The organism is Spirosoma horti (assembly GCF_054776595.1).
In genome coordinates, this window is the sequence record NZ_BAAHBQ010000005.1 from 199,896 (window position 1) to 220,817 (window position 20,922).

Here is a 20,922-nt window from a genome sequence, read left to right on the forward strand (position 1 = left end):
CAGCCATTTTAACTGGCTAAATAAATAGTTATTTACCGTTATAGGACATTATGTCATCATTTGTCGGTTCTAGTTGATTGAAATCAGACAAAATGACACTTCTTTGCGTAGTTATTGGATTGGTACATCATTTGAGTAAGGATGTTTGTGTTTGACAATAAACAACCTACTAAAACAGATAAGACAATGGCAACCTTAGTTCGATATAACAACTTTCCTACCTTCTTCAACCCATTCTATGGCCGTCCCGTTATCAACCGGTATCAAAATACGACGCCTAACGTGCCAGCCGTAAACGTTAAAGAAACAGAAGCTGGTTTTCAACTTGAACTGGCCGCTCCCGGTCTGAAAAAAGAAGATTTGAAAATCAACGTAGAAAATAACAAGTTGACGATTGCGTATCAATCAGAAGCGAAAACTGAAGAAACCGCTGGGAAATTTACCCGGCAGGAGTTTGGTTTCACTTCGTTCGAACGCAGCTTCCGCTTACCCAAAACGGTAAATGCTGACGCGATCAAAGCCGCTTATACCGACGGTATCCTCACGGTGGAATTACCAAAAGTTGAGGTAAAAGAAGAGAAATTAGTGAAAGAAATTGCCGTTGCTTAATCGCACTCGGTAGAATTCGAAACGCCCGCTCCACTTGGTGCGGGCGTTTTTGTTTGGTTACAGTTGGTAACGGCTGTTTTATCGTACCAGGTTCATAAACGCTTCCAGCTTTTGTTCATCCAACTGGCCGTTGGTGCGAACACCACTGCAAATATCGAGGCCAAAGGGTTGTACGGATTCAATGGCCTGGCGAACATTTCCGGAATTCAGGCCCCCCGCCAAAAACACAGGTACGGGCGATTGTTCGACAATCTGGCGGCTCAATTGCCAGTTATGCACGCGTCCGGTGCCGCCTAATTCTTTAATGGCCAGCGTTGGATTGCCCGAGTCGAGCAGCAACGCATCGGCCCCAAATTGAACCGCCTGCAAGGCTTCATCGATGTTTCGCTCATCGAGTACATGAATGACTTGAACCAGCTTGATGGCTGGTAAGGCCGCGTGAAGCTGGGCATACGTGTCGGGCGCTACGGCATCGACGAGTTGAATGGTATTGGCGCCCACCCAAAGCTGATGAGCCATGATTGCGTCGACAGTGGTCTCGCTGGTAAGCATGAACGTAGCCAGCGGTGGGGGTGTAGCCGCCACAATCTCGGCAGCCCGTTCATCGCCTACGACGCCGGGGCCACTGGGCATCTGGCCCACTAAACCCAGCGCGTCGGCACCCAGCCGGGTAGCCAGCCGGGCTTCGTCCAAACTGCTGATGCAGCAAATTTTCACCCTTGTTCGGAACGGAGATTGCATCATTTTGGGTTGCTTATTAAAACTCAGGCGGTAAATATACTATACGCCGACAATAGAATGGCTCAGCAGTCCACAGTAGATACCTTCGCATCACTTCGCATTCCTGAATTTCGGTATTTCGTGATGAACAGTTTTCTGATCACGGCCACCTTGTTGATTCAGGAGGTTATTCTGGGTTACGAATTATACAAACTCACCCACGATCCGTTGATGCTGGGTTTGGTTGGTCTGGCCGAAGCCATCCCCTTTATTGCGCTATCGTTGTTTGGCGGTCACCTTGCCGACCGGCGGGATAAGAAACAGATTCTACTCTGGAGCCTACTGGTTATTTTGCTCGGCTCGGTTATTCTGTATCTGGTCTTTCAACCCTCTGTTGCGGCCGGGTTATCACAAACCGCCCGGTTAGCGACCATTTATGGGGTTCTGATGCTGATTGGTACGGCAAAAGGGTTTTACTCGCCAGCCAGTTCGTCAATAAAACCCTTTTTAGTACCGCGCGAACTCTATGCCAACTCAGCTACGTGGAGCAGTTCATTCTGGCAGGCAGGGGCCATTGTCGGGCCGGGTTTGGCTGGTTTTCTGTACAGTTGGGTTGGGTTCGACAATAGCCTGATTGTGGTCATTGTCCTGCTGGCGGTCTGTTTTTTGCTGATTACACTCATCGAACGGAAGCCAACACCTGTTTCCGATGCGCCGGTATTGAGTCTGCGGGAGAGTTTGACGGAAGGTTTTCGCTTTGTCTTCAAGACCCAGATTGTCCTCTACGCGATCTCGCTCGATCTGTTTTCGGTGTTGTTTGGGGGCGTCGTGGCCATCCTGCCCGTTTTTGCCGAAGACATTCTGAAAGTAGGGGCCGAAGGCTTAGGGTTTTTACGGGCTGCTCCATCCATTGGCGCTTTGCTGACCATGGCCTACATGACGAAACATCCGCCCACCCACAACGCCTGGCGCAATATGCTTCTTTCAGTGGCGGGTTTTGGTATAGCGACTATCGTATTTTCGCTATCAACGAATTTTTATCTGTCGCTGATCATGCTTGCCTTAACGGGCGCTTTCGACAGTGTCAGTGTTATCATTCGTCAAACGATCCTTCAGATTTTCCCACCTGATCACATGCGTGGGCGGGTGGCCGCCGTGAACGGTATTTTCGTGAGCTCATCCAACGAAATCGGTGCCTTTGAGTCGGGGTTACTGGCCCGTTTGCTGGGTACGGTTCCTTCAGTTATGCTCGGTGGCGTGGTCACGCTGATCGTCGTAACCTACGTATACGCCAAATCGAAAGCGCTATTTTCTGTTCGATTGAGCTGATCGAACAAACATTCGCCCGGCTATCCTCCGTTTTCGGGTAGTCGGGCGAATGTGGGCAATAGCAAGTTTCTTACTACGCGTAGGCAGGCGACCTGTTGTAATTCCTAATAAATGCGTCGATGTCTATCGGCTCATTGAGTAGAACGCGGGCGTTAAAGACCTCCCAGAACAATTCATCGGAGAGTTGGTAATCTCGTTGCAGCCGAAGCATATCGCGGGTGCTTTCTTTAAGCTGAGCGACCGGCGTTTGCACGTCAAAAGAGTGGAATTGAGCAGTTTCCATAGCCTTGTGTTAGTAATGTGCGAGTTTTGTAAACACCCTCTCTATCTGATTGTTTTTACATAAACGAGTCTCTTTTTCGGGCCGGTTAGAATAGTTATATTTTGTCTTTTAGCCATGCGCCGTAGAGCTACTTTCAACCCGGCATGGTACAATAATATTTTTTTGAAAAACTTTAATCATCTGACAATCAGGACAATTATGAAACATATCAACCTATTTGTATTACTAACAGCCGTTAGTGTAAGTCTGCTGGCGCTGACGCCACCCGTTAAGCCAAAACCGATGAAATTGGTAAAGGCTTGGGAAACCGATACTACCTTACGCACACCCGAATCGGTGCTATATGACGGAAATAACACCTTATACGTAGCCAATATCGATGGAAAACCCGGTGACCTCGACGGCAGTGGTTTTATTTCCAAAGTGACGCTCGACGGTAAAATTGAGAACCTGCGCTGGACATCGGGCCTGAACGCACCCAAAGGCATGGGGCTCTATAAAAATCGCCTTTACGTAACCGATGTGTACCGACTGGTCTGCATCAATACGGAAAACGGACAGGCCGAAAAGACCTGGGATGCCGTTGGGAAAGGTGGTTTTCTAAACGATGTAACTGTCGCTAAAGATGGTACGGTGTATGTATCAGACAACCAGAACGATAAAATTTATCGTCTGAAAGATGAAAAATGGGAAGTCTGGATGGAAGGTGAACAACTCAACAAACCTAATGGCGTGCTGGCCGTTGGTAAAGATAAACTGATGATTGGCAGCACCAAGATCGGCGCGTTGCGATCCGTGGATCTGGCGACGAAAACAATGACGACCCTGGCCGATGGCATGGCCGCTACCGATGGGATCGTCGCTGAAGGGAAAGGCAATTTTTTCGTTTCGGACTGGAACGGCCAGATTTTTCACGTCGGCGCCGATGGCACCAAAGTACAGTTGCTCGATACCCGCGAGCAAAAAATCAATGCCGCCGATATCGATTATGTGGCTAATAAAAAGCTGCTGATCGTGCCGACCTTCTACAAAAATTCGCTGGTGGCTTACCGGGTCGAATAACGTAACGTAGAGCCGCAAGTATGCGGCTCATTCGCGTCAGCAATTTGCAATAGTAAGGTAACACCAGGTTTCAACCCGGTGTTACCTTATTAATAAGAAATGACGCATTTACTCATCGTCATCCTGAAAGTCCTCATCGTCCTCTGATTGATCGTAGGTAATGATTTCTGCCAGGCCCTGTATGGCCTGATCGATCGCATCCATGACTTCAGTCAGGCGTTTCTGGCTTCGTGCGTCCTGCTCATTGACGCCCACAACGGTCAATACCTCGAAGGATAAGCGGGATAGTTCGCCACCAATGCGCCGTAAATCGTTTCGTGTTTGTTCGGGTAATTCATTCATCGCATCTTTTATTATCCCAGCAATTGTCTGGTGGCTAATTCAGCTTTTTCAGCTCCAAAACCCGCTATGGCCTGTTTCATGGCGTCCTGAATCAGGTTGTTGCCCAGATTGCCAATGCTCCCTTCGTGCGTATGGTGAAGGGTTCGGGGTGGTTCATACGTATGTTCGGCAATTTCTTTGCCGACAGTTCGGTAAGCTTCCCGGAACGGTACACCCTGCAGTACCAACTCGTTTACCCGCTCCACACTGAACAATAAATCGTATTTCGGATCGTCCAGCAGGTTGGGCTTCACCTGGAGGTGCTCAAGCATAAAGTCGGTGATTTCCAGGCAATCGATGAGTTCGTCAAACGCAGGCATCAGAATTTCTTTCAGCAGTTGCATATCGCGATGATAGCCAGAAGGCAGGTTGCTCATGACCAGCGTTACTTCCATGGGTAGGGCTTTCATCCGGTTAGTTTTAGCCCGTAAAAGCTCGGCTACATCCGGGTTTTTCTTGTGCGGCATAATGCTGCTACCCGTCGTGAGGGCATCCGGGAGAATCAGGAAGCCAAAATTCTGACTGTTATACAGGCAAATATCCATTGCCATCCGCGACAGGGTTGCGGCTATGGCAGCTAGCGCCGTAAGGGCTGTTTGTTCTGTTTTTCCACGGCTCATTTGGGCGTACACAACGTTGACGTGCATCCCTTCAAAGCCCAGCAATTCGGTGGTGAGCGTGCGGTTGAGGGGAAACGATGACCCATAACCGGCTCCCGAACCAAGTGGATTCCGGTTCGCCAGCCGGTAGGCCGTTTGCAGGGTCAGCATATCGTCGGCAAGGGCTTCGGCGTAGGCCCCAAACCACAGGCCGAACGACGAAGGCATGGCGATTTGCAGATGCGTGTAACCCGGCAGAAGATCGTTTTTGTGCTGTTCTGACCGACTGATCAGGCGATCAAACACAATCTGAACGGCTTCGGCAACGCGCCAGAGCCGGTCGCGGGTGAAGAGTTTTAAATCGACCAGCACCTGATCATTGCGTGACCGACCCGAGTGAATTTTTTTGCCAACATCGCCCAGTGCCCGTGTCAGTATTAGTTCAACCTGCGAGTGTACATCCTCCACACCGTCTTCAATTACAAACTGTCCAGCCTGAATGGTTTGATGGATTTTCCTTAATTCAGCCGTCAGCAGACCCAGTTCATCGGCAGAAAGCAGGCCAATGGTTTCGAGCATTTGCGCGTGAGCGAGGTTGCCCAGTACATCGAAAGGAGCGAGGTATAAGTCCATTTCACGGTCGCGACCGACGGTGAAGCGTTCAATCTGTTCGGCGGTACTGACGCCTTCTTTTTGCCAGAGTTTCAAGGCTTACGGAGTGAAAGAGTGAATGAGTGAAAGAGCGAATGGTACTTGAGCAGGCCCGTCTGGCTCTTTCGCTCTTTTATTCTCGTGCAAAGTTCGCAAAGAAAATTGGGGAGACAACCCCTTACCTGACTGAATCGGTTGCTGGGATAGCTGCTTGGGCATTCTTTCGGGCTATTATACCCAGCCACCAAAAGCCACTCGCCGACACCAGACTGATAGCGGCCACAACGAGCCAGTGTACTGAAAAACCAAAATGGGCCACAATCTGCGACCCCAGGGCGGGTGACAGCGTTTGTGCCAGGGCACCACTCATGGAGGCCAGCGCCAGATATTGTCCACGCGTGGCCGGACTGGAGCGCCCAACCGTAAACGATTGAATGAAAGGCACCGCCAGCATCTCGCTCAAGGTGCCAACCAGAATAAAAACCAGCGCAACAGCCATGTGGGAAACGGGTAGCCATTGATGTAGGGAGAGTAAGCCATAGGCAAGGCTGGTCAAACCAACTCCGGTGACAATCAGGCTTATTTTTGAACGTTGCTGCTGTTCGAGGCTATAAACCAGCGCCATTTCTACGCACACGATGACCAGGCCGTTCAGGGCCATTAGGCTCCCAATCGTGCTTTCTTTCATCTGCATAACCTCCTTGAAAAATAAGGGCACAATGGAAAATAATTGCATAAAAGCCATCAGGTAGAGGCAGGAGCAAATAACGAAAGCAATAAACCAGGTATCCCGGTAAGGCGACTGGCTTTTTGTCAGAACAACGGTGTTCTCGCCTTGCTGATCGTTGGTTGCCGGGATGCTGGCGGGAACGGGCAAACAGAGCCAGAGAACAACGCCCGCTGCTAAGCAGGTCAGGCCGTCGGTCCAGAAAAGAAGGTTATAACTGATGCCCGCTATCCAGCCGCCCAGACCGCCACCGACAGACCAGCCCAGGTTAATGGCCAGCCGATTGAGAGAAAATGCCCGTGTACGGGTTTCTGTATCGGAATAATAGGCAATAGCCGCCTGATTAGCCGGTCGGAACGCATCGCCGAAGAGTGTAAATACAAACACGCTGGCGCAAAGAGCGGTGAAGTCCGTGACGAACTGAAGGCCGAGCAAAGCCATTCCGCCAAATAACAGACTGACTAACTGTACGTAATAAAAACCAAACCGGTCGGTAAGTCGGCCGCCGAGGAAGGTGCCCACAAAAGCCCCCAATCCATAAATGGCCATGACAATACCCGCATCCTGAACGGAATACCGTAGGTGCTGGGTGAGGTAAAGCGTCATGAACGGCAAAACCATCGTGCCGCAACGGTTGATGAGCATGACGCCCGCCAATAGCCAAACGGAGGGCGACAGGCCCTTGTAAGCACGTTGATACAGGTGTAAGGTGCGCTGAAGCATGGCGCGAAGGTACGTGAAACCAGCCCCGAAATAGCGGCAACTTTACCAGAAACTACAGGCGTTAGCGGGACTTTCGACGTGCATCGGCTTCTTCGCCCGGTGCAACAAATATTTTTTTGTCCGTAATCAGGGGGCGGTGTTCTTCCAGAAAAGTTTTGAGCAATCGGATTTCTTCCAACTGTTTGTCAATGGGGTGCGTAAGCGTATAACTTTCCACATACACTTCAGTCGGGCCGCCCGGTTGAAACTCCGTAATGACGTATTCCATCAGCTTGATACCCTTGCGCTTGAGGGCATGCAGATAGAGGTTCTGGTGGTTGTGCTGGAAGCGGCCAGCCTGGTAAGAAGCTGTCGTTTTTAAATCGACCGCTTTGAATTTGCCGATCAGATCGACGTAGCCATAAAAGAGCACGTCATCAATTTCCCATTGGCAATACACCTGCGTATCGACAATAGGGCGGGGGAGCAGCTTGCGGACTTTTTTGATGACCTCCGGATCAAATCGGTCTTCGTTGGTGCCTTTAACAACGGCATCCTCAAACGAAACACCCCGTTCCTGCGCTGCGGTAGTGGGCGTGGGTACCCGATTGATTGAGTCAATCAGTTCCTGGGCAGAGAGGTTTCCACCACGTACGTACCGAGCGAAGACATTCAGCAGAGAAGGGTAAAAGCGGTAATTGATCATTGATGTACGGTTTGTCGATACGGTGGCCCGTCGTAACGGTTGACTCAACAATGCCCCGAAAAGGGTAAACCGTAAACCGGCTACTTAGTTTTTTACCACCAGCAGTACACCCCCTATAATCAGCATGACACCCAACAGGCGCCAGCCATTAGCCGGGTGTAGCTGGAAACCAAGCAGGCCATAATGGTCAAGGATGATGGCGGCTATCAATTGTCCGGCTACGCTTAGACTAACCAGGTTTGCGGTCCCAATTTTTGGCACACTGACAATCACGGTAATCATATAAACGGCCCCCATCACGCCACCCATCCATTTCCACCAGCTTACCTGTTTGATAGCGTCGAGCGAGGGTGTTGACGAGCCGGATGCGGCAAAAAGAAGGAGTAAGGCCACAAAGCCAGAACCGAACGAAATAGCCGCTGCCAGAATCGGGCTGGCCATGGCCTGTCTCAAATTTGCATTCACACCGGCCTGTACGGTAATGGCCAGTCCAACCAGAAAGGCAAAGAGAATATAGATGTAATTCATGGCGCAAAGGTAACCAACGCCAAAGCGTAGCCTTCCCCCTGATCAACTTTTCTAATGAATTGGCTTCTTTGTCAGCAAGAATGCATTTTGTAGATTGCCAGATATTCCTAACCTAAACAGCCTCAACTACATATGTTTATCATCTCGCACTATCCGCTGGCAGTTGTCGTCTGCTTTCTGACCATGCTTTGTTGGGGCTCCTGGGCCAACACCCAAAAATTAACGACGCAGTCTGTTCCAACTACTATTTTTTATCGGGATTATACATACGGTATTCTGATTCTGAGCCTGTTACTGGCCTTTACATTAGGTAGCTTCGGTGCGGCAGGCCGGTCATTTCTGGTGGATGTCAATCAGGCTGATGGACAAAATATTCTATATGCGTTGATCGGTGGGTTCGTTTTCAATATAGCCAACATGCTGATCGTGATCGGTATCGAACTGGCCGGCTTATCGGTGGCAATGCCGGTTGGTATCGGGCTGGCGCTGATTCTGGGCGTAGTCGTTAATTATATTTTGTCGCCAATCGGTAATTTAGGCTTGTTGCTGGCTGGCGTTTTTGCCATTTTTTTAGCGATCGTATTCAGTGCATTAGCCTACCGGTCCAAAGCCATGACAGACGCATCCGTGAGCACAAAAGGAATTGTGGTTTCGCTGGTGGGTGGTTTTCTGATGAGTTTCTTTTTCTATTTCGTCGCACGGGCCATGGCGCCTGATTTTGCCCATCCGGGGCCGGGCCTCCTGACGCCCTACACCGCTTTGGTTCTGTTTGCAATCGGCGTTGTTTGTAGCACACCGTTGTTTTTGCCGGTTCTGCGTCGGTTTGCCAGCAAGCCAGCCGATGGCGAAATTCACTACAGTGACGTGAGCCGCCGAAACCACCGAATTGGTATGCTGGGGGGCATGGTCTGGTGTCTGGGTATGGCATCAAGTCTGTTGGCTTCTGGCGAAGCGGGTTACGCTATTAGCTATGGATTGGGGCAGGGTGCTACTATTATTGCGGTGCTATGGGGTGTATTTATCTGGAATGAGTTTCGGGGAGCCCCCACAGTCTCTAGTCGTTACCTGACACTGATGGGCCTGTTTTACGTGATGGGGCTGGCGCTGATTATATACGCAAAATGAGTTTTTGGCCTTAGTGGCTCTGGTCGTATCGACAAATACGCTTGCCTATTTTTCTGCATAAAGAACGGCTTGCTGCAACGGAATGAGGGTAAGCCGTGTATAGATTATGGGCTGCGGTTGCCGGGTGACGCCTGCTTGTCGACAAAAAATAGCTGTGAGCAGAAGCAACCGTTGATGCGAAGAACAGCTCATGGATAAAATGGCCATCTTTGCGCCACAGGAAGTCTGTTCGTAGAAAACCAATTAATAAGTACCCAATTTCAATTCCCTATGCGTAAGTTATTCGCTCTATTGTTCGCCCTGGTTTCATTTGCCGCAAGTGCTCAAACTGCTCAACCTGACACACTGACTAAAACCAAGCCACCCGTTAAGTCAACCAGACCAGCAAAGCCATTCAAAGTAACTATTGCCGGGGGCTATGCCGCATCTGCCGATGTACCGGGCAATACAAACGCCGATCTTAGTAAGGCCGGATTTGTGTACAGCGTTGAGCCACAATATGAACTGACCAGAAATTTGGAAGTTGGCGTTCGTTTAGAGCAGGCATTTATCCAGCGTCCGGAGGTTCTTGACAACAATATCTCCCTGGCCACGAAGGCAAAATCTATTTTGTCTGCGTCTTTGACCGCCAATTACGTTTTGAATACGAGCACAGGCTTAAAGCCTTATATAGGCCTTGGCGCTGGTTTTTATTATGCTGAATCCAGCCAGCAATCCTACCAATTATCAGGTACCAGCTCTGTTGTATCATACCCGTTGCCAACGACAACAGCCTTTGGCGGACTGGGCAGAGTAGGCGTTAAATACGGTCTTGTGCACGTTGAAGCGAACTACAACCTGATCAGCGACACCAGTATTACCAACGCGGCCAGCCGACTCACATTAACGGCCAATAACTCGTACTTTAGTGTTAAAGCGGGCCTTACAATTGGCGGTTCCCGCTAAACGGGTGATTTGCGCGGACTCTAGCCACATCGGGTAGTTAAATAAGCTTTGAAGCGAATCCTATCAGCCCACCGCCAAAGCGGTGGGCTGATAGGATTCGCTTCGATGGTTAATTTGTTCAACTTAATCAACGCGGTATGGCTAAAAAGACCCTATTGATCAAGCAGAAGCAGAAACTGTTCGGCTGCGTGCCCTGTGTGTGGGAGAGCTATTTTTTGCTTGATCAGGTCTTTATCAAGCACCGTTAAGCCTGGATAGTGGGCATCGCGGGCTTGCTGTTCCCAACTTAATGGATAGTCAATTGTGCCGACCATGCCGCGTTTTTCATGATAAAAATGATCTTCTGCCCAGACCAGATAAGGGTAATTCAGGCTTGAGGTCTCGGCAAATTTCTTGCCCACTACGTGTTCATGGGTATAGGCCCACCAGCACAACGACGAATAGCTGTCATATTGCCTGGGAATATGATAAGGGTCGGGTAAGTTGAGTGACTTAAGGCCATACTTGAGCCATTTCGTCTGATAAACGGGGTGGTCAGCATCGTCAGATTTGCCAATAATGTAGTCTTCTTTTTCAAAACGCTTCACCGAATCCAGCGCCATTTTCACCACCGGGTGAGTTTTATCGGCTACCAGCGAAACCAGAAACAGCACCTCGCCCGGATTATCAGCTTCCGTTATGCCGTGGTTATTGCGGTCGAACGGGTCGCGGATGGCCATGATCCAGTCATGAATCAGCGGCAGGTTACGGGTCTGCCGCAACACCATAGCCATCAGTGCCGCATCGCGATACCAGGGTTTCTGATAAACCAGAAAATTGGGCACTGGGCGGCCGTGGAGTATGTTTATGAGAATTTCCTGATGCAATACCCGGAGCACGGAACCGAACCGGCTGGTCGTGAAGGACGGTAGCGTCAATCGACTGCGGGTGCCCGGAATCAGTTTGGGGCGCTTGTTTGGCTGAAGAAGCCATACGCCCGCTTCATCTTCCCGAATCTGAATCGTTTGGCCATCCGTCAGGATCAGGTGAACCAGATACGCTGGCGGAACAATGATTTCCTGCTTTACCTGCCACTGCTCCTCAATATTACCGGTCAGCGCATTCAGGAGACGCCCATTGCGATAAATCAACTTGAGCCGGTCGCCCATACCGAACAGAAAAAAGTGCAGATTAGGGAGTTCGCGGTGGTTTGGATGCTCCTGCCGAAGTAGTGCCAACTGCTGGCGGTAGGCTTCTAGCTCGCCCATTGGGTTTGCATGCAGGCTGGGCGGTACAGGTTTCTGCGCCGAAGCGGATACCGTCAGAAAAAAGAAAAACAGGCAGGTCTTGACATCCATATGCTTGTTTACCGTAAAATCAATCCAGTGGAAGGACAGCCGGAACGCGGTTACCGTTCGTTGCACCGTTGTACCTACTCTAGTCTCAATGGCTATGGAGCTATGCACCCACAACTAGTTTGCGTATTTAGTTAAATAAATGCGTTTCTGAATAAACATTTACGTATTGTATCGTTTTTATTTATACGCTATCTCATAGACACAATGTAGACTAGTTATAGTTTTATAAGTAGTACGTATGATTATAGTGTAATTTAGTGTTAAGATTCTCGGCGTTTTCGTTTGCCTGCCCTGTCGATTACGTTTTTTTAGCAACGGGCTATTACTCAATGATTCCATCAACGATTGATCTTATAAACTGCGAACAGGAGCCAATCCATATTCTTGGTCATATCCAGTCTTACGGCTACCTGATCGCTGTAGAGCCCGATACGTATTCGATTGTTCATGCCAGTGCCAACATTGTCGATCTCGTTGGTACGGAGGCTGCCCAACTGCTGGGCCAGTCGATCGATACGGTATTGGCAGGTACGAATCTGCCCATCAGTACCCTGGCTGAAATTCTGAACGTAGGCCAGCGAAACGATTCATGGGAAACTATGAATCCAAACCGCTTAACCCTGAACGGGAAAGCCTGGAATCTGATTATTCATCAGCATAAAGAGCTCATTTTGCTGGAGTGGGAACCGGTAAACAACGATCATAACCAGCTAACCAACCAGCAGTTGATCTCACAGGCCCTGACCGAGGTGCAGTCCAGCCGAACGCTGGATGAGTTGCTGCAAAATACCGCCCGTCGGGTCAAAACGATTATCGGTTTCGATCGCGTAATGGTTTATCGTTTCGGAGACGACTGGCATGGACAGGTTATAGCCGAAGAAAAAGAAGACGATCTGGAGCCTTTTCTGGGACTGTATTATCCGGCATCGGATATTCCAAAGCAGGCCAGGGAGTTGTATAAAGTCAATCTGGTGCGACTGATTGCCGATGCAGGCAGTGTGCCGTCGCCTATTCTTTCCAGACCTGGCTGGCCCGCCAGTCAGCCGCTCGATTTAACACATTCGGTACTACGGGCCGTATCGCCGGTGCATATCGAATACCTCAAAAATATGGGCGTGCAGGCATCCATGAGTATTTCGCTACTCTACCGGGGCGAACTATGGGGCCTGATTTCGTGCCATAATCGCACTCCTCATTTTGTGGACTACCAGGCACGGCAGGCCGCCAAATTTGTTAGTCAATTGCTATCGGCGGCTCTGGAGTTTCGGAAAGATAAGGAAGACTTAACGAACCTGCAGCAATATCAACAGACGGGCCGTGAGTTGCACCAGCAGTTGCTTCTGAACGACGATGTGGTGCGGGCGCTGACCAAACTACCCGTAACGGCCCTGGATATAACGAGCGCTACCGGAGCCGCGCTTATTTTCAACAATAAGGTACATCGGCTTGGTAAAACACCTGATGATCAGCAAATCCGGGCATTGGCCGAGTGGATGGGCACAACAGGGACAGAATCGTTTTTACAAACTAGCCAACTGCCTTCGCTGTATCCACCAGCCGAACAATTCCGGGCTGTAGGAGCGGGGTTGTTGACCATTGTCCTGTCGCGCGAATTGAACGAATACCTGTTCTGGTTCAAACCCGAACGCGTTGAACAGGTTACCTGGGCCGGAAATCCCGACAAGGCCGTTACCGTCAATGAGGAGGGACTGCGTCGCCTTAGTCCGCGTAAAAGTTTTGCTGCCTGGACCGAAATTGTGCGGAACACCTCTGAACCGTGGAGCGAAGCTGAACTGTCTGTTGTGGTGAAACTGCGGGAAGATATTTTGCAGATCGTAACAAGGCAGGCCAATGAAATTCGCTTGCTCAACCAGCGCTTACAGTTGGCTTACGAAGAATTGGATGCCTTCAGTTATACGGTGTCGCACGATTTGCGTACGCCCTTATCGTCTATCCGGTGTTATGCTGAAATTCTGCTCGAAGAGTATGGCGAGGGTTTTTCGCCCGATGCGCAAGCGCTGTTTCAGAAAGTCATCGACTCCACCGACCGGATGCGTCGATTGATTCGGCATATTCTGTTTTACTCCCGGATGGGCCGTTCGGAACTGGATACACAACCGATCGATATGCGCCAGTTGCTGGAAGGTATTCGGGAGGAGATTCTGATCATGTCGAAAGACCGTTCGTTACGCATCGACATTGGCGATACGCCATCAATTACGGCTGACCCGACGATGGCCCTGCAATTGTTTACCAACCTGATTAGTAACGCAGCTAAATATACACAACTGGCTGCAGAAGGATGGGTAAAAATAAAGGGTACGCAAACCGGTAGCGAAGTCATTTATTCCGTTGAGGACAACGGGGTTGGGTTCGACATGAAGCAGGCCGGTAAAATATTTGACTTATTCAAACGGCTGGAAAATGCCCGTTCCTTCGAAGGCACCGGGGTCGGGCTGGCTATTGTCAAGCGGATCATCAACCGGCATCAAGGGAAAATCTGGTTTCACAGCGAGCCAAACCAAGGCACCACGTTTTTTGTTTCGTTTCCACTAAACGCTGCTGAATAACAAGCTTATGGTCGATGTACTCTATGTTGAAGATAATCCGAACGATGCGGATATTTTCAGTCGCCTGATACGAAAACTAGACCGGCCTATTACCTATGCCGTTATTAACAGTGGTTCAGAAGCCATTGAATATTTGGCAGGAATAGGGCGGTATGAGCAGCAGCGGACTGTTTTGCCCAAATTGGTACTGATGGACCTGAACCTGGGTGGAGTAAGTGGCTTTGAGGTGATTGAGCAAGCGCGGGCTATCGACCGAACGCGGCATATACCCATTGTTGCGTTCAGCACATCCGATAACCCGAACGATATTAAGTCAGCTTATGACGCGGGTATCAATGCGTATGTTGTAAAACCAGGAAGCTATCAGGAAACAGGCGACGTGCTCAAGAAACTGTGCGATTTCTGGCTGGGAAATAATACTCGAACGGATTATAAATGACAAACTTACTGGCGCGCTTAAGGGAAGAAACCCGGCCTCTGCATGAGCAAACCGAGCAACTTTTTTACACCGAAGCGCTGCGAAACGGGACGCTCTCAGTTACTGAATACAGCCATCTCTTACGCACTCATCTGGTCTTTCATCAGGCACTGGAAACCGCCATTGATCGTAACCACGAGTTTTTTCACGATTATGAGCCAGAGGTCCGCCGGAAAACACCCTGGTTGTTGGCCGATCTGGCACACCTACCGGAAGTACTACCCGTGCCGATGCCCGAACTTTTTGACGCCTGGTCGCCCGTTTCATTACTGGGTGCTGCGTATGTTGGCGAAGGCTCTATGCTGGGTGGAACGGTGATTTGTCGTCTGTTACAGCAAAATGAAGCCATCAGGCCCTTTATGGCTCAGGGGCGGTTTTACCAGGGATATGGCTCGGCTTTAGGAAGCAACTGGAAAAATTTCGGTGTTTTCCTGACTAAGCAGGGTACCTTACACGCCGATGCAGTGGTGGCTGCGGCTGACGAAACCTTCAAAGCCTACCAATCCATTTTTCTGGCTACCCGACCAGAGGTATTAAGCGGGGTCGCGTAATTAAGCCGTAGCGAGTAAGAAAACTTTAAACGTTGAACCCTGCCCGTCCTGACTGCTTACGTCAATGGCTCCCCCGTGACTTTCAGCCACCCGCTGGCAAATTGCCAGGCCAATGCCTGTACCGCTGTAGATAGCCGGGTTGTGCAGCCGCTGGAATGGCGTGAAAATGCGGTCTTTGTAGCGCTCGTCGAAGCCAATGCCATTGTCGCTGACCGTAATCAGCCAGAACGGTTGGTCGGCCTGGTCGGTTAGTCGAGGGGGGAGTTCATCGGGGTTTGCCAGACGAGAACGAATCTGAATGAACGGCGACACGTCGGGGCGGCCAAACTTGAGCGCATTGGTAATCAGATTCTGGAAAAGCTGCCGGAGCCGTGATGCATTGCCGGATACGTTGGGTAGAGAAGAGACATCGACGGTGGCATGTTTCTCGGCGATCGTCATTTCCAGATCGGTCGTAACATCCTGCAACACATTGGTAAGCGGAATGACCGTAAACGACTCGCGCTGTGTACTGAGCTGAGAGTACAGTAGCAGGTCTTTGATGAGAAGTTGCATTCGCTGGGCCGATTTCTGAATCCGCCGGACCATATCGCGCTCGCCATCAGAGAGGCTATCCATAAACTGGTTTTGCAGGATGTCGCTGAACGCCTGAATGCGTCGGAGGGGCTCCTGCAAGTCGTGCGATGCAATGTGAGCAAACTGCTGGAGGCTTTCATTAGAGCGTTGTAGCTCCTCATTGGCTTCCTTAAGCTCCTTCTCCTGTTGTTTGGCGGCTAAGTCGGCCTGCTTCCGTTCCGTAATGTTATTATACGTTACGACCACACCATTCGCGCCCTGTTTAACCGCCGACACTTCGAACCAGCCTTCAAGGCCAAACTCATCGCGGTAATATTGGCTGCTTTGTTCCGGTTCACCTGTTTCGACAACCCGCGCATACAGATCGAAGAACCCATTTTCTTTATTGCCGGGAAAGACTGTGAGCAATTTGCGGCCAATGATTTGATCGGGTGTCATAAAATTGCTTTTGATGACCGCTGCATTGGCGGTATCCATCATAAAATCAACGATCGTATTGGTCTCGTCGCGCAGGGCGGTCATGGCAATAATGCTATTGATCGAAGCATCCAGTGTGGTGCGTAACTGATGGGCCTGTTGCTCCAGCGTGCGTGTTTGCTGATCAACACGTTGTTTCAGCAGGGTTTCATTTTCTTTGTCGGATGTAACATCGATGACGGTGCCAATGAATTGATAAACAACGCCCTGGTCATTAAGGAACGTCTGTCCGTTGGCCCGAATCCAGCGCAGTTGGCCGTCGTTGACACCTATTGTCCGATACTCATAATCAAAGCGTCCCGAACTGTCTGGTTGCAGAACGGCCTGAATGGCCCGGTCCGTTGCCTCCCGATCATCTGGATGCAGGGCCTGTAAAAACATACTGTAATCGACCGCTGCTGTTGCCGGCAGGCCGAAGAGTTCTTTGGTCCGATCGGACCAGATCAGCTCGTCGGTCAGCAATCGGTATTCCCAGGTGCCCATCCGGGCCGCTTCGAGTGATAAACGAAAGCTGGTTTCAACGATCCTGGAGTGCAGTTCGATCTGCTTTCGGTCGGTAACGTCAACCAGTACGCCAGATAAGGTAAGGGGCTGATGATCGGTCGTATAGGTACCCTGACCGCGGGCAAGTACCCACTTCGTCTGGCCTCGGAGGCTAATACGATACTCGGCTTCGTAGGTGTTGCCCGAACGAATGGCTTCGTCAATGAGGCTCATCACTCGCTGTTGATCCTCCGGATGAATCGACGTTGTGAAAGCACTCAACGGAAGGCCGTCGATGTTGTCACGTTCATTGACATCGAACAAACGCAGAAGATTCAAATCCCCGGATACTTTATCGGTGCCGATATCCCAGAACCAGGTGGCGATCATGCCAATGCTCAGGGCTGTTTGCAACTGGTCGTATGAACGTCGGAGTAACGTTTCTTCGGCAGTTACTGACGGTGTAAAGTGAGCAGCAACAGGCTGATTCATGCGGTAAGGCTAGCGAAAAAAGGGTGCCAGAACCCTGTTAACGATATTATAGCGGATTCCTGTATTTTGGCGTAAGGTCAATAGCTGGTTTTCTTGCCAAAACAATAATAAGGCCAAAGACGATAAAATTGTTTTATAACCGGATAAGGTATTCGTCTACGAGCTTTTGTCGTCGGTCTTTTTCCTGCCTGCTCGTCGTTGTCCGGATTGCCTGTTATTTGGTAAGTCGGGCTGCCGGGTTGGTCGCTCTTTCCGGCGGGCAGCCTGCCTTTCCTGTAAGGCTTCAATTTTGTCTTCGTGGATGTCTTCGGCCTCTTCGACCGAGTGTGACTCGGATAGATTCGTTTCGGTTTTTGCCCTTTCAACGAGTTTGCCGAAAAACTGGTGCAGTGCATGTAGTTCGGCTTCGGTCAGATCTTCGACATTCAACAGGCGATTACTGGCTTTGGTATTCACCGCAATCAGTTCGTTGAGTTTGAGCTGCATGGCCATGGAATCTTTATTCTGCGACTTCTGGATCAGGAAAACCATCAGAAACGTAATGATGGTCGTGCCTGTGTTGATGACGAGTTGCCATGTATCCGAATAGCCAAAAATAGGGCCGGTGATAACCCAGATAACAATTGTGGCCAGAGCCAGCAGGAACGCCGTTGAGGAGCCTGTGGCCTGCGTGGCTTTGGACGCGAATTTCTCGAAGTGTCTGGTGAATGAATTCGTATTCATGATCTTGGTAAGTAATTTAACGAGGTTCTGGTCCGTGAGTGTTCTGAACGACAAATAAGATGTAGGCTTTATTTCTGCTCGTTGCGGGCATCGTTTGTTCGGCCCAGTTTTTTGAGCAGATCAGCATAAGTGGTTTCGTATTCCGGCGTTCGATATAACGCAATCGACCGTTCGACCCACGTCAGTGCCGGGTTCCAGTCGGCGGGTGATGTACCCAGTGCCAAATACGTACTGGCAATTTCATGAAGTGAATACGCGACTTTCCACGACATAGGTTTGCTCATCATCTGCGTGTCGTTCAGCTGGGTATTGATTCTATTTCTGAGGGAGTCAGGTAACGAAGCCATCATATTCTTCATTCGGACAGCGCTTGCCGAATCCGTTTTCTGTACCTCACCGACTGATTGGCTCATCAGCTGGTTCTGCACGACAGGCTCAGCGATTGCCCGGTATTTCACAAAATTTTTGGTTGCTTTATAAAATTTCAGCCGATAGGTGGTGGCAGCTTCCTGTTTCTGAGCATCCGACCGTACCATAAATGGATTTGCCGCGGCCGCATTTCGCTCACTGTTGGTAATTACCGTTTCCAGAAGAGCTTCGTTATTGGTGGCGCAGGCCCGTATGAACTCGTTGTCGAGTACGCGGTCAATGGCTCCGCTACTAGCCCGCGCCAGACTTTGTTTCGTGAGATCAGACGATAACAGAGAGGGGCGATTTTTGATCAGGTAGTCAAACGCCTTTGTGTCGGATGATTGAAGCGCATCGGCTACCAAGGCTGTGGTTTCGGTGGTTGTCCGTTCCGATTCGGGCAGGGCGTCCAGGTAAGCATCCAGCACATCATGGGTGGGACGGTTGAGCGATTGCCGGGTTTTCAGGTAACGTTTCAGGAAGTCCGGGTCTCGTTTGCCATTCGCATAATCTTTGTCTCCTTTGGCGAGGGTTATTTTCAATTGATGAGTGGCCAAGACAAGATCGGCCTGATCCATCATCGCGTTAACTCCTCCATAGCCCACCGATCGGTGAACGAGCCCACCGTCTGGCGTTATATACAGCGCCGTCGGGTAGCTGGCTACCGCATATTGTTTCGCAATGGTGATGCCTTCCCCTTGTTCGGCATCCAGCTGATAGTTAATGAAATGGACATTGAATTTGGCGCCTACCCGGGTATTGGGAAAGGCTTCCTTCGCCATTCGCTTGCAGGGAGGGCACCAAGTCGTAAATACATCCAGAAAAATGGGTTTGTTCTGGCGTTTCGCTTCGGTCAGCACTTCTTTCCAGGACCCTTTAAAAAATGTGATGCCTGGTGGCTCGTTGGTCGGGATGGCCCCCGCCCGACCCAACATGCCAACGCTCACAACCATCATGAGACCCAATGACAGCCTTAACCCTAGTGATTTCATTCAAGCAAGTTATTTCCTGAGGGGAAAGATAACGCTTTTAAGCAGAAGGGTAACGGACGTTTCGGGTTAACGCAAAGAAGTTATGCTCTATCCGGCGAACATTGTTTCAACAAACAGGAGGCCATTAAACAACGGTCTCCTGCGTTTCTAAACTAGCCATGTCATCTTTTCTGAGTGGATTTCGCTGGGTAGAAGTAGGCCGAGAGTAATCGCTGGCGACTACTGTCATGTAGGCATCTTCGATATAGCCAGCCATAAAGGCTGCATCATAGCGCTCCCGGCTAAGGTGATAAGCTTGTTCAGCTACTTTCTCTCGCAGTTGATGATCCGTATGGAGCCGTTCTATCGCGTTGGCTAATTGCCTGGGCTGCTGCGGATCGATCAAAAGGCCATTGACACCGTCCTGCACTAATTCTTTCGACCCATCTACATGCGTCGCGATGACCGCTTTGCCCATGGCCATTGCCTCGATCAAGCCAATGGGCTGGCCTTCCCAGTGAGAAGGCAGGCAATAAATATCACTGGCATTGAGTACGTCGGCAACGTCGAGCCGAAAACCATCGCGGACAACGCGTTTCTGAAGCCCATTCTGGTCAATAGTGTTCAGCACATCCTGGTCCAGATCGCCCTGGCCAATCAAGAGCAGCGTAATATCCTGATGTTGATCGGCCACGTATTTGAACGCCTTTAGCATCGTAATCGGATCTTTCTGTACCGTCATGCGGGCCATAAAAACGACAACTGTATGGCTGGCGGGTATATTATAGGGCGTCCGAACATCCTTGAACGGTTGATTCCGACGGAAGCGCGTCATGTCAATTCCGTTAAAAATTACGCTCGACTGAAAGCCTTTAATCAGTTGCTGGCCCGTCTTGTGGTTAGAATCCGATACAGTGATGGTTAAGTGAGACCAGCGGGTCAGCTTACGTTCGGCGATGATCCGGGCCGTTCGTACCAGAAACGATTGATCCGAATGAAACGACCAGCCGTGTACGGTATAAATGACGGGAATCGTGCACTGTTTAGCCGCCCAGATGATGTTCATGTTTGCCCGGGTGCCGTGGGCGTGTATCAGGTCGATTTTCTCGTCCAGCAACAACGCTTTTACCTGTTTCCAGACGTGGAAATTGAACGGGCTTTTTCCTTCGATGACGTGAGTGGCTATCCCGCTTTCTCTAAGCTTATCGACCATGGGGCCGGGCGTGAACGACAGGACAATTGGTTCAAATTGTTCCTTGTTTAAAAAGTGTACTAAATTGAGCACATGACTTTCACCTCCGCCAATTTGCCCCTGACGAATGGCTAGAAGTACTTTTATTCTGGTGGTCATATTTATGGGTAGCTCTATGTGCCAGGCCGGTGGTAAAGCGAATAGGGTTCGTTTGCTAATCGGCTGATACACGCAATGGTTTAACTATTAGACTGTATACTTTCTTTTTCGTCAGTTTTTGTTTTCTGACCTGGCAGG

General features: G+C 50.1%; 21 protein-coding genes. 9 read left to right on the forward strand and 12 right to left on the reverse strand.

Features of this window, described 5'->3' with window-relative positions:
* The first annotated feature begins 186 nt into the window (after nucleotides 1-186).
* Complete coding sequence (locus ACYVAM_RS15860) at nucleotides 187-609, forward strand: Hsp20/alpha crystallin family protein (protein WP_461068646.1); 423 nt, start codon at nucleotides 187-189, stop codon at nucleotides 607-609.
* A gap of 78 nt (nucleotides 610-687) precedes the next feature.
* On the opposite strand, the gene ACYVAM_RS15865 is transcribed toward ACYVAM_RS15860, so the two are convergent.
* Nucleotides 688-1,353 (reverse strand): phosphoribosylanthranilate isomerase, encoded by a 666-nt coding sequence (locus ACYVAM_RS15865; protein WP_461068648.1) that lies wholly within the window; start codon nucleotides 1,351-1,353, stop codon nucleotides 688-690.
* Between the two features lie 54 nt (nucleotides 1,354-1,407).
* On the opposite strand from ACYVAM_RS15865, the gene ACYVAM_RS15870 reads away from it, so the two are divergent.
* Nucleotides 1,408-2,658 (forward strand): MFS transporter, encoded by a 1,251-nt coding sequence (locus tag ACYVAM_RS15870; RefSeq protein WP_461068650.1) that lies wholly within the window; start codon nucleotides 1,408-1,410, stop codon nucleotides 2,656-2,658.
* 73 nt (nucleotides 2,659-2,731) lie between these two features.
* On the opposite strand, the gene ACYVAM_RS15875 is transcribed toward ACYVAM_RS15870, so the two are convergent.
* Nucleotides 2,732-2,941 (reverse strand): hypothetical protein, encoded by a 210-nt coding sequence (locus tag ACYVAM_RS15875; protein ID WP_461068652.1) that lies wholly within the window; start codon nucleotides 2,939-2,941, stop codon nucleotides 2,732-2,734.
* Nucleotides 2,942-3,139: 198 nt separating this feature from the next.
* Between ACYVAM_RS15875 and ACYVAM_RS15880 the strand changes: the two genes are divergently transcribed.
* The gene (locus ACYVAM_RS15880; protein WP_461068654.1) at nucleotides 3,140-4,003 is read left to right on the forward strand and encodes an SMP-30/gluconolactonase/LRE family protein; all 864 of its coding nucleotides are present in this window, start codon (nucleotides 3,140-3,142) and stop codon (nucleotides 4,001-4,003) included.
* Nucleotides 4,004-4,111: 108 nt separating this feature from the next.
* Here ACYVAM_RS15880 and ACYVAM_RS15885 read toward each other — a convergent pair whose 3' ends face one another.
* From ACYVAM_RS15885 to ACYVAM_RS15905, 5 genes are all read right to left on the reverse strand, one after another.
* The gene (locus ACYVAM_RS15885; RefSeq protein ID WP_461068656.1) at nucleotides 4,112-4,345 is read right to left on the reverse strand and encodes a hypothetical protein; all 234 of its coding nucleotides are present in this window, start codon (nucleotides 4,343-4,345) and stop codon (nucleotides 4,112-4,114) included.
* Between the two features lie 11 nt (nucleotides 4,346-4,356).
* Nucleotides 4,357-5,691, reverse strand: a complete 1,335-nt coding sequence (gene argH / locus ACYVAM_RS15890; RefSeq protein ID WP_461068658.1) for an argininosuccinate lyase — start codon at nucleotides 5,689-5,691, stop codon at nucleotides 4,357-4,359.
* 121 nt (nucleotides 5,692-5,812) lie between these two features.
* Nucleotides 5,813-7,084 (reverse strand): MFS transporter, encoded by a 1,272-nt coding sequence (locus ACYVAM_RS15895; protein ID WP_461068660.1) that lies wholly within the window; start codon nucleotides 7,082-7,084, stop codon nucleotides 5,813-5,815.
* A 61-nt stretch (nucleotides 7,085-7,145) separates the two neighbouring features.
* Nucleotides 7,146-7,769: a hypothetical protein gene (locus ACYVAM_RS15900; protein ID WP_461068662.1), complete on the reverse strand. Its 624-nt coding sequence runs from the start codon at nucleotides 7,767-7,769 to the stop codon at nucleotides 7,146-7,148.
* Between the two features lie 84 nt (nucleotides 7,770-7,853).
* Nucleotides 7,854-8,297: a DMT family transporter gene (locus ACYVAM_RS15905; protein ID WP_461068664.1), complete on the reverse strand. Its 444-nt coding sequence runs from the start codon at nucleotides 8,295-8,297 to the stop codon at nucleotides 7,854-7,856.
* 132 nt (nucleotides 8,298-8,429) lie between these two features.
* Between ACYVAM_RS15905 and ACYVAM_RS15910 the strand changes: the two genes are divergently transcribed.
* From ACYVAM_RS15910 to ACYVAM_RS15920, 3 genes are all read left to right on the forward strand, one after another.
* Complete coding sequence (locus tag ACYVAM_RS15910) at nucleotides 8,430-9,422, forward strand: GRP family sugar transporter (RefSeq protein WP_461068666.1); 993 nt, start codon at nucleotides 8,430-8,432, stop codon at nucleotides 9,420-9,422.
* A 4-nt stretch (nucleotides 9,423-9,426) separates the two neighbouring features.
* On the forward strand, nucleotides 9,427-9,483 hold the full coding sequence (locus tag ACYVAM_RS15915; protein ID WP_461069623.1) for a SipW-dependent-type signal peptide-containing protein: 57 nt from the start codon (nucleotides 9,427-9,429) through the stop codon (nucleotides 9,481-9,483).
* A gap of 209 nt (nucleotides 9,484-9,692) precedes the next feature.
* On the forward strand, nucleotides 9,693-10,367 hold the full coding sequence (locus ACYVAM_RS15920) for an outer membrane beta-barrel protein (protein ID WP_461068668.1): 675 nt from the start codon (nucleotides 9,693-9,695) through the stop codon (nucleotides 10,365-10,367).
* 152 nt (nucleotides 10,368-10,519) lie between these two features.
* On the opposite strand, the gene ACYVAM_RS15925 is transcribed toward ACYVAM_RS15920, so the two are convergent.
* On the reverse strand, nucleotides 10,520-11,770 hold the full coding sequence (locus ACYVAM_RS15925; protein ID WP_461068670.1) for a hypothetical protein: 1,251 nt from the start codon (nucleotides 11,768-11,770) through the stop codon (nucleotides 10,520-10,522).
* 263 nt (nucleotides 11,771-12,033) lie between these two features.
* On the opposite strand from ACYVAM_RS15925, the gene ACYVAM_RS15930 reads away from it, so the two are divergent.
* The 3 genes from ACYVAM_RS15930 to ACYVAM_RS15940 are packed head-to-tail and all read left to right on the forward strand — an operon-like array spanning nucleotide 12,034 to nucleotide 15,303.
* Nucleotides 12,034-14,274: an ATP-binding protein gene (locus ACYVAM_RS15930; RefSeq protein ID WP_461068672.1), complete on the forward strand. Its 2,241-nt coding sequence runs from the start codon at nucleotides 12,034-12,036 to the stop codon at nucleotides 14,272-14,274.
* Between the two features lie 7 nt (nucleotides 14,275-14,281).
* The gene (locus tag ACYVAM_RS15935; protein WP_461068674.1) at nucleotides 14,282-14,713 is read left to right on the forward strand and encodes a response regulator; all 432 of its coding nucleotides are present in this window, start codon (nucleotides 14,282-14,284) and stop codon (nucleotides 14,711-14,713) included.
* Nucleotides 14,710-15,303, forward strand: a complete 594-nt coding sequence (locus tag ACYVAM_RS15940; protein WP_461068676.1) for a biliverdin-producing heme oxygenase — start codon at nucleotides 14,710-14,712, stop codon at nucleotides 15,301-15,303. The genes ACYVAM_RS15935 and ACYVAM_RS15940 overlap by 4 nt, the downstream gene beginning before the upstream one ends.
* On the opposite strand, the gene ACYVAM_RS15945 is transcribed toward ACYVAM_RS15940, so the two are convergent.
* The 4 genes from ACYVAM_RS15945 to ACYVAM_RS15960 form a co-directional block, all read right to left on the reverse strand.
* The gene (locus ACYVAM_RS15945) at nucleotides 15,304-17,331 is read right to left on the reverse strand and encodes a PAS domain-containing sensor histidine kinase (protein ID WP_461068678.1); all 2,028 of its coding nucleotides are present in this window, start codon (nucleotides 17,329-17,331) and stop codon (nucleotides 15,304-15,306) included.
* A gap of 156 nt (nucleotides 17,332-17,487) precedes the next feature.
* Nucleotides 17,488-18,054, reverse strand: a complete 567-nt coding sequence (locus ACYVAM_RS15950; protein WP_461068680.1) for a low affinity iron permease family protein — start codon at nucleotides 18,052-18,054, stop codon at nucleotides 17,488-17,490.
* Between the two features lie 68 nt (nucleotides 18,055-18,122).
* Nucleotides 18,123-19,454: a thioredoxin family protein gene (locus tag ACYVAM_RS15955; protein ID WP_461068682.1), complete on the reverse strand. Its 1,332-nt coding sequence runs from the start codon at nucleotides 19,452-19,454 to the stop codon at nucleotides 18,123-18,125.
* 124 nt (nucleotides 19,455-19,578) lie between these two features.
* On the reverse strand, nucleotides 19,579-20,784 hold the full coding sequence (locus ACYVAM_RS15960) for a glycosyltransferase family 4 protein (protein WP_461068684.1): 1,206 nt from the start codon (nucleotides 20,782-20,784) through the stop codon (nucleotides 19,579-19,581).
* Between the last annotated feature and the right edge of the window lie 138 nt (nucleotides 20,785-20,922).

What these genes read in the sequence shown, in the direction of transcription:
- ACYVAM_RS15860 (WP_461068646.1), top strand. Translation starts at nt 187, where the DNA reads ATGGCAACCTTAGTTCGATATAACAACTTTCCTACCTTCTTCAACCCA.
- ACYVAM_RS15865 (WP_461068648.1), bottom strand. Translation starts at nt 1,353, where the DNA reads ATGATGCAATCTCCGTTCCGAACAAGGGTGAAAATTTGCTGCATCAGC.
- ACYVAM_RS15870 (WP_461068650.1), top strand. Translation starts at nt 1,408, where the DNA reads ATGGCTCAGCAGTCCACAGTAGATACCTTCGCATCACTTCGCATTCCT.
- ACYVAM_RS15875 (WP_461068652.1), bottom strand. Translation starts at nt 2,941, where the DNA reads ATGGAAACTGCTCAATTCCACTCTTTTGACGTGCAAACGCCGGTCGCT.
- ACYVAM_RS15880 (WP_461068654.1), top strand. Translation starts at nt 3,140, where the DNA reads ATGAAACATATCAACCTATTTGTATTACTAACAGCCGTTAGTGTAAGT.
- ACYVAM_RS15885 (WP_461068656.1), bottom strand. Translation starts at nt 4,345, where the DNA reads ATGAATGAATTACCCGAACAAACACGAAACGATTTACGGCGCATTGGT.
- ACYVAM_RS15895 (WP_461068660.1), bottom strand. Translation starts at nt 7,084, where the DNA reads ATGCTTCAGCGCACCTTACACCTGTATCAACGTGCTTACAAGGGCCTG.
- ACYVAM_RS15900 (WP_461068662.1), bottom strand. Translation starts at nt 7,769, where the DNA reads ATGATCAATTACCGCTTTTACCCTTCTCTGCTGAATGTCTTCGCTCGG.
- ACYVAM_RS15905 (WP_461068664.1), bottom strand. Translation starts at nt 8,297, where the DNA reads ATGAATTACATCTATATTCTCTTTGCCTTTCTGGTTGGACTGGCCATT.
- ACYVAM_RS15910 (WP_461068666.1), top strand. Translation starts at nt 8,430, where the DNA reads ATGTTTATCATCTCGCACTATCCGCTGGCAGTTGTCGTCTGCTTTCTG.
- ACYVAM_RS15920 (WP_461068668.1), top strand. Translation starts at nt 9,693, where the DNA reads ATGCGTAAGTTATTCGCTCTATTGTTCGCCCTGGTTTCATTTGCCGCA.
- ACYVAM_RS15930 (WP_461068672.1), top strand. Translation starts at nt 12,034, where the DNA reads ATGATTCCATCAACGATTGATCTTATAAACTGCGAACAGGAGCCAATC.
- ACYVAM_RS15935 (WP_461068674.1), top strand. Translation starts at nt 14,282, where the DNA reads ATGGTCGATGTACTCTATGTTGAAGATAATCCGAACGATGCGGATATT.
- ACYVAM_RS15940 (WP_461068676.1), top strand. Translation starts at nt 14,710, where the DNA reads ATGACAAACTTACTGGCGCGCTTAAGGGAAGAAACCCGGCCTCTGCAT.
- ACYVAM_RS15945 (WP_461068678.1), bottom strand. Translation starts at nt 17,331, where the DNA reads ATGAATCAGCCTGTTGCTGCTCACTTTACACCGTCAGTAACTGCCGAA.
- ACYVAM_RS15950 (WP_461068680.1), bottom strand. Translation starts at nt 18,054, where the DNA reads ATGAATACGAATTCATTCACCAGACACTTCGAGAAATTCGCGTCCAAA.
- ACYVAM_RS15955 (WP_461068682.1), bottom strand. Translation starts at nt 19,454, where the DNA reads ATGAAATCACTAGGGTTAAGGCTGTCATTGGGTCTCATGATGGTTGTG.
- ACYVAM_RS15960 (WP_461068684.1), bottom strand. Translation starts at nt 20,784, where the DNA reads ATGACCACCAGAATAAAAGTACTTCTAGCCATTCGTCAGGGGCAAATT.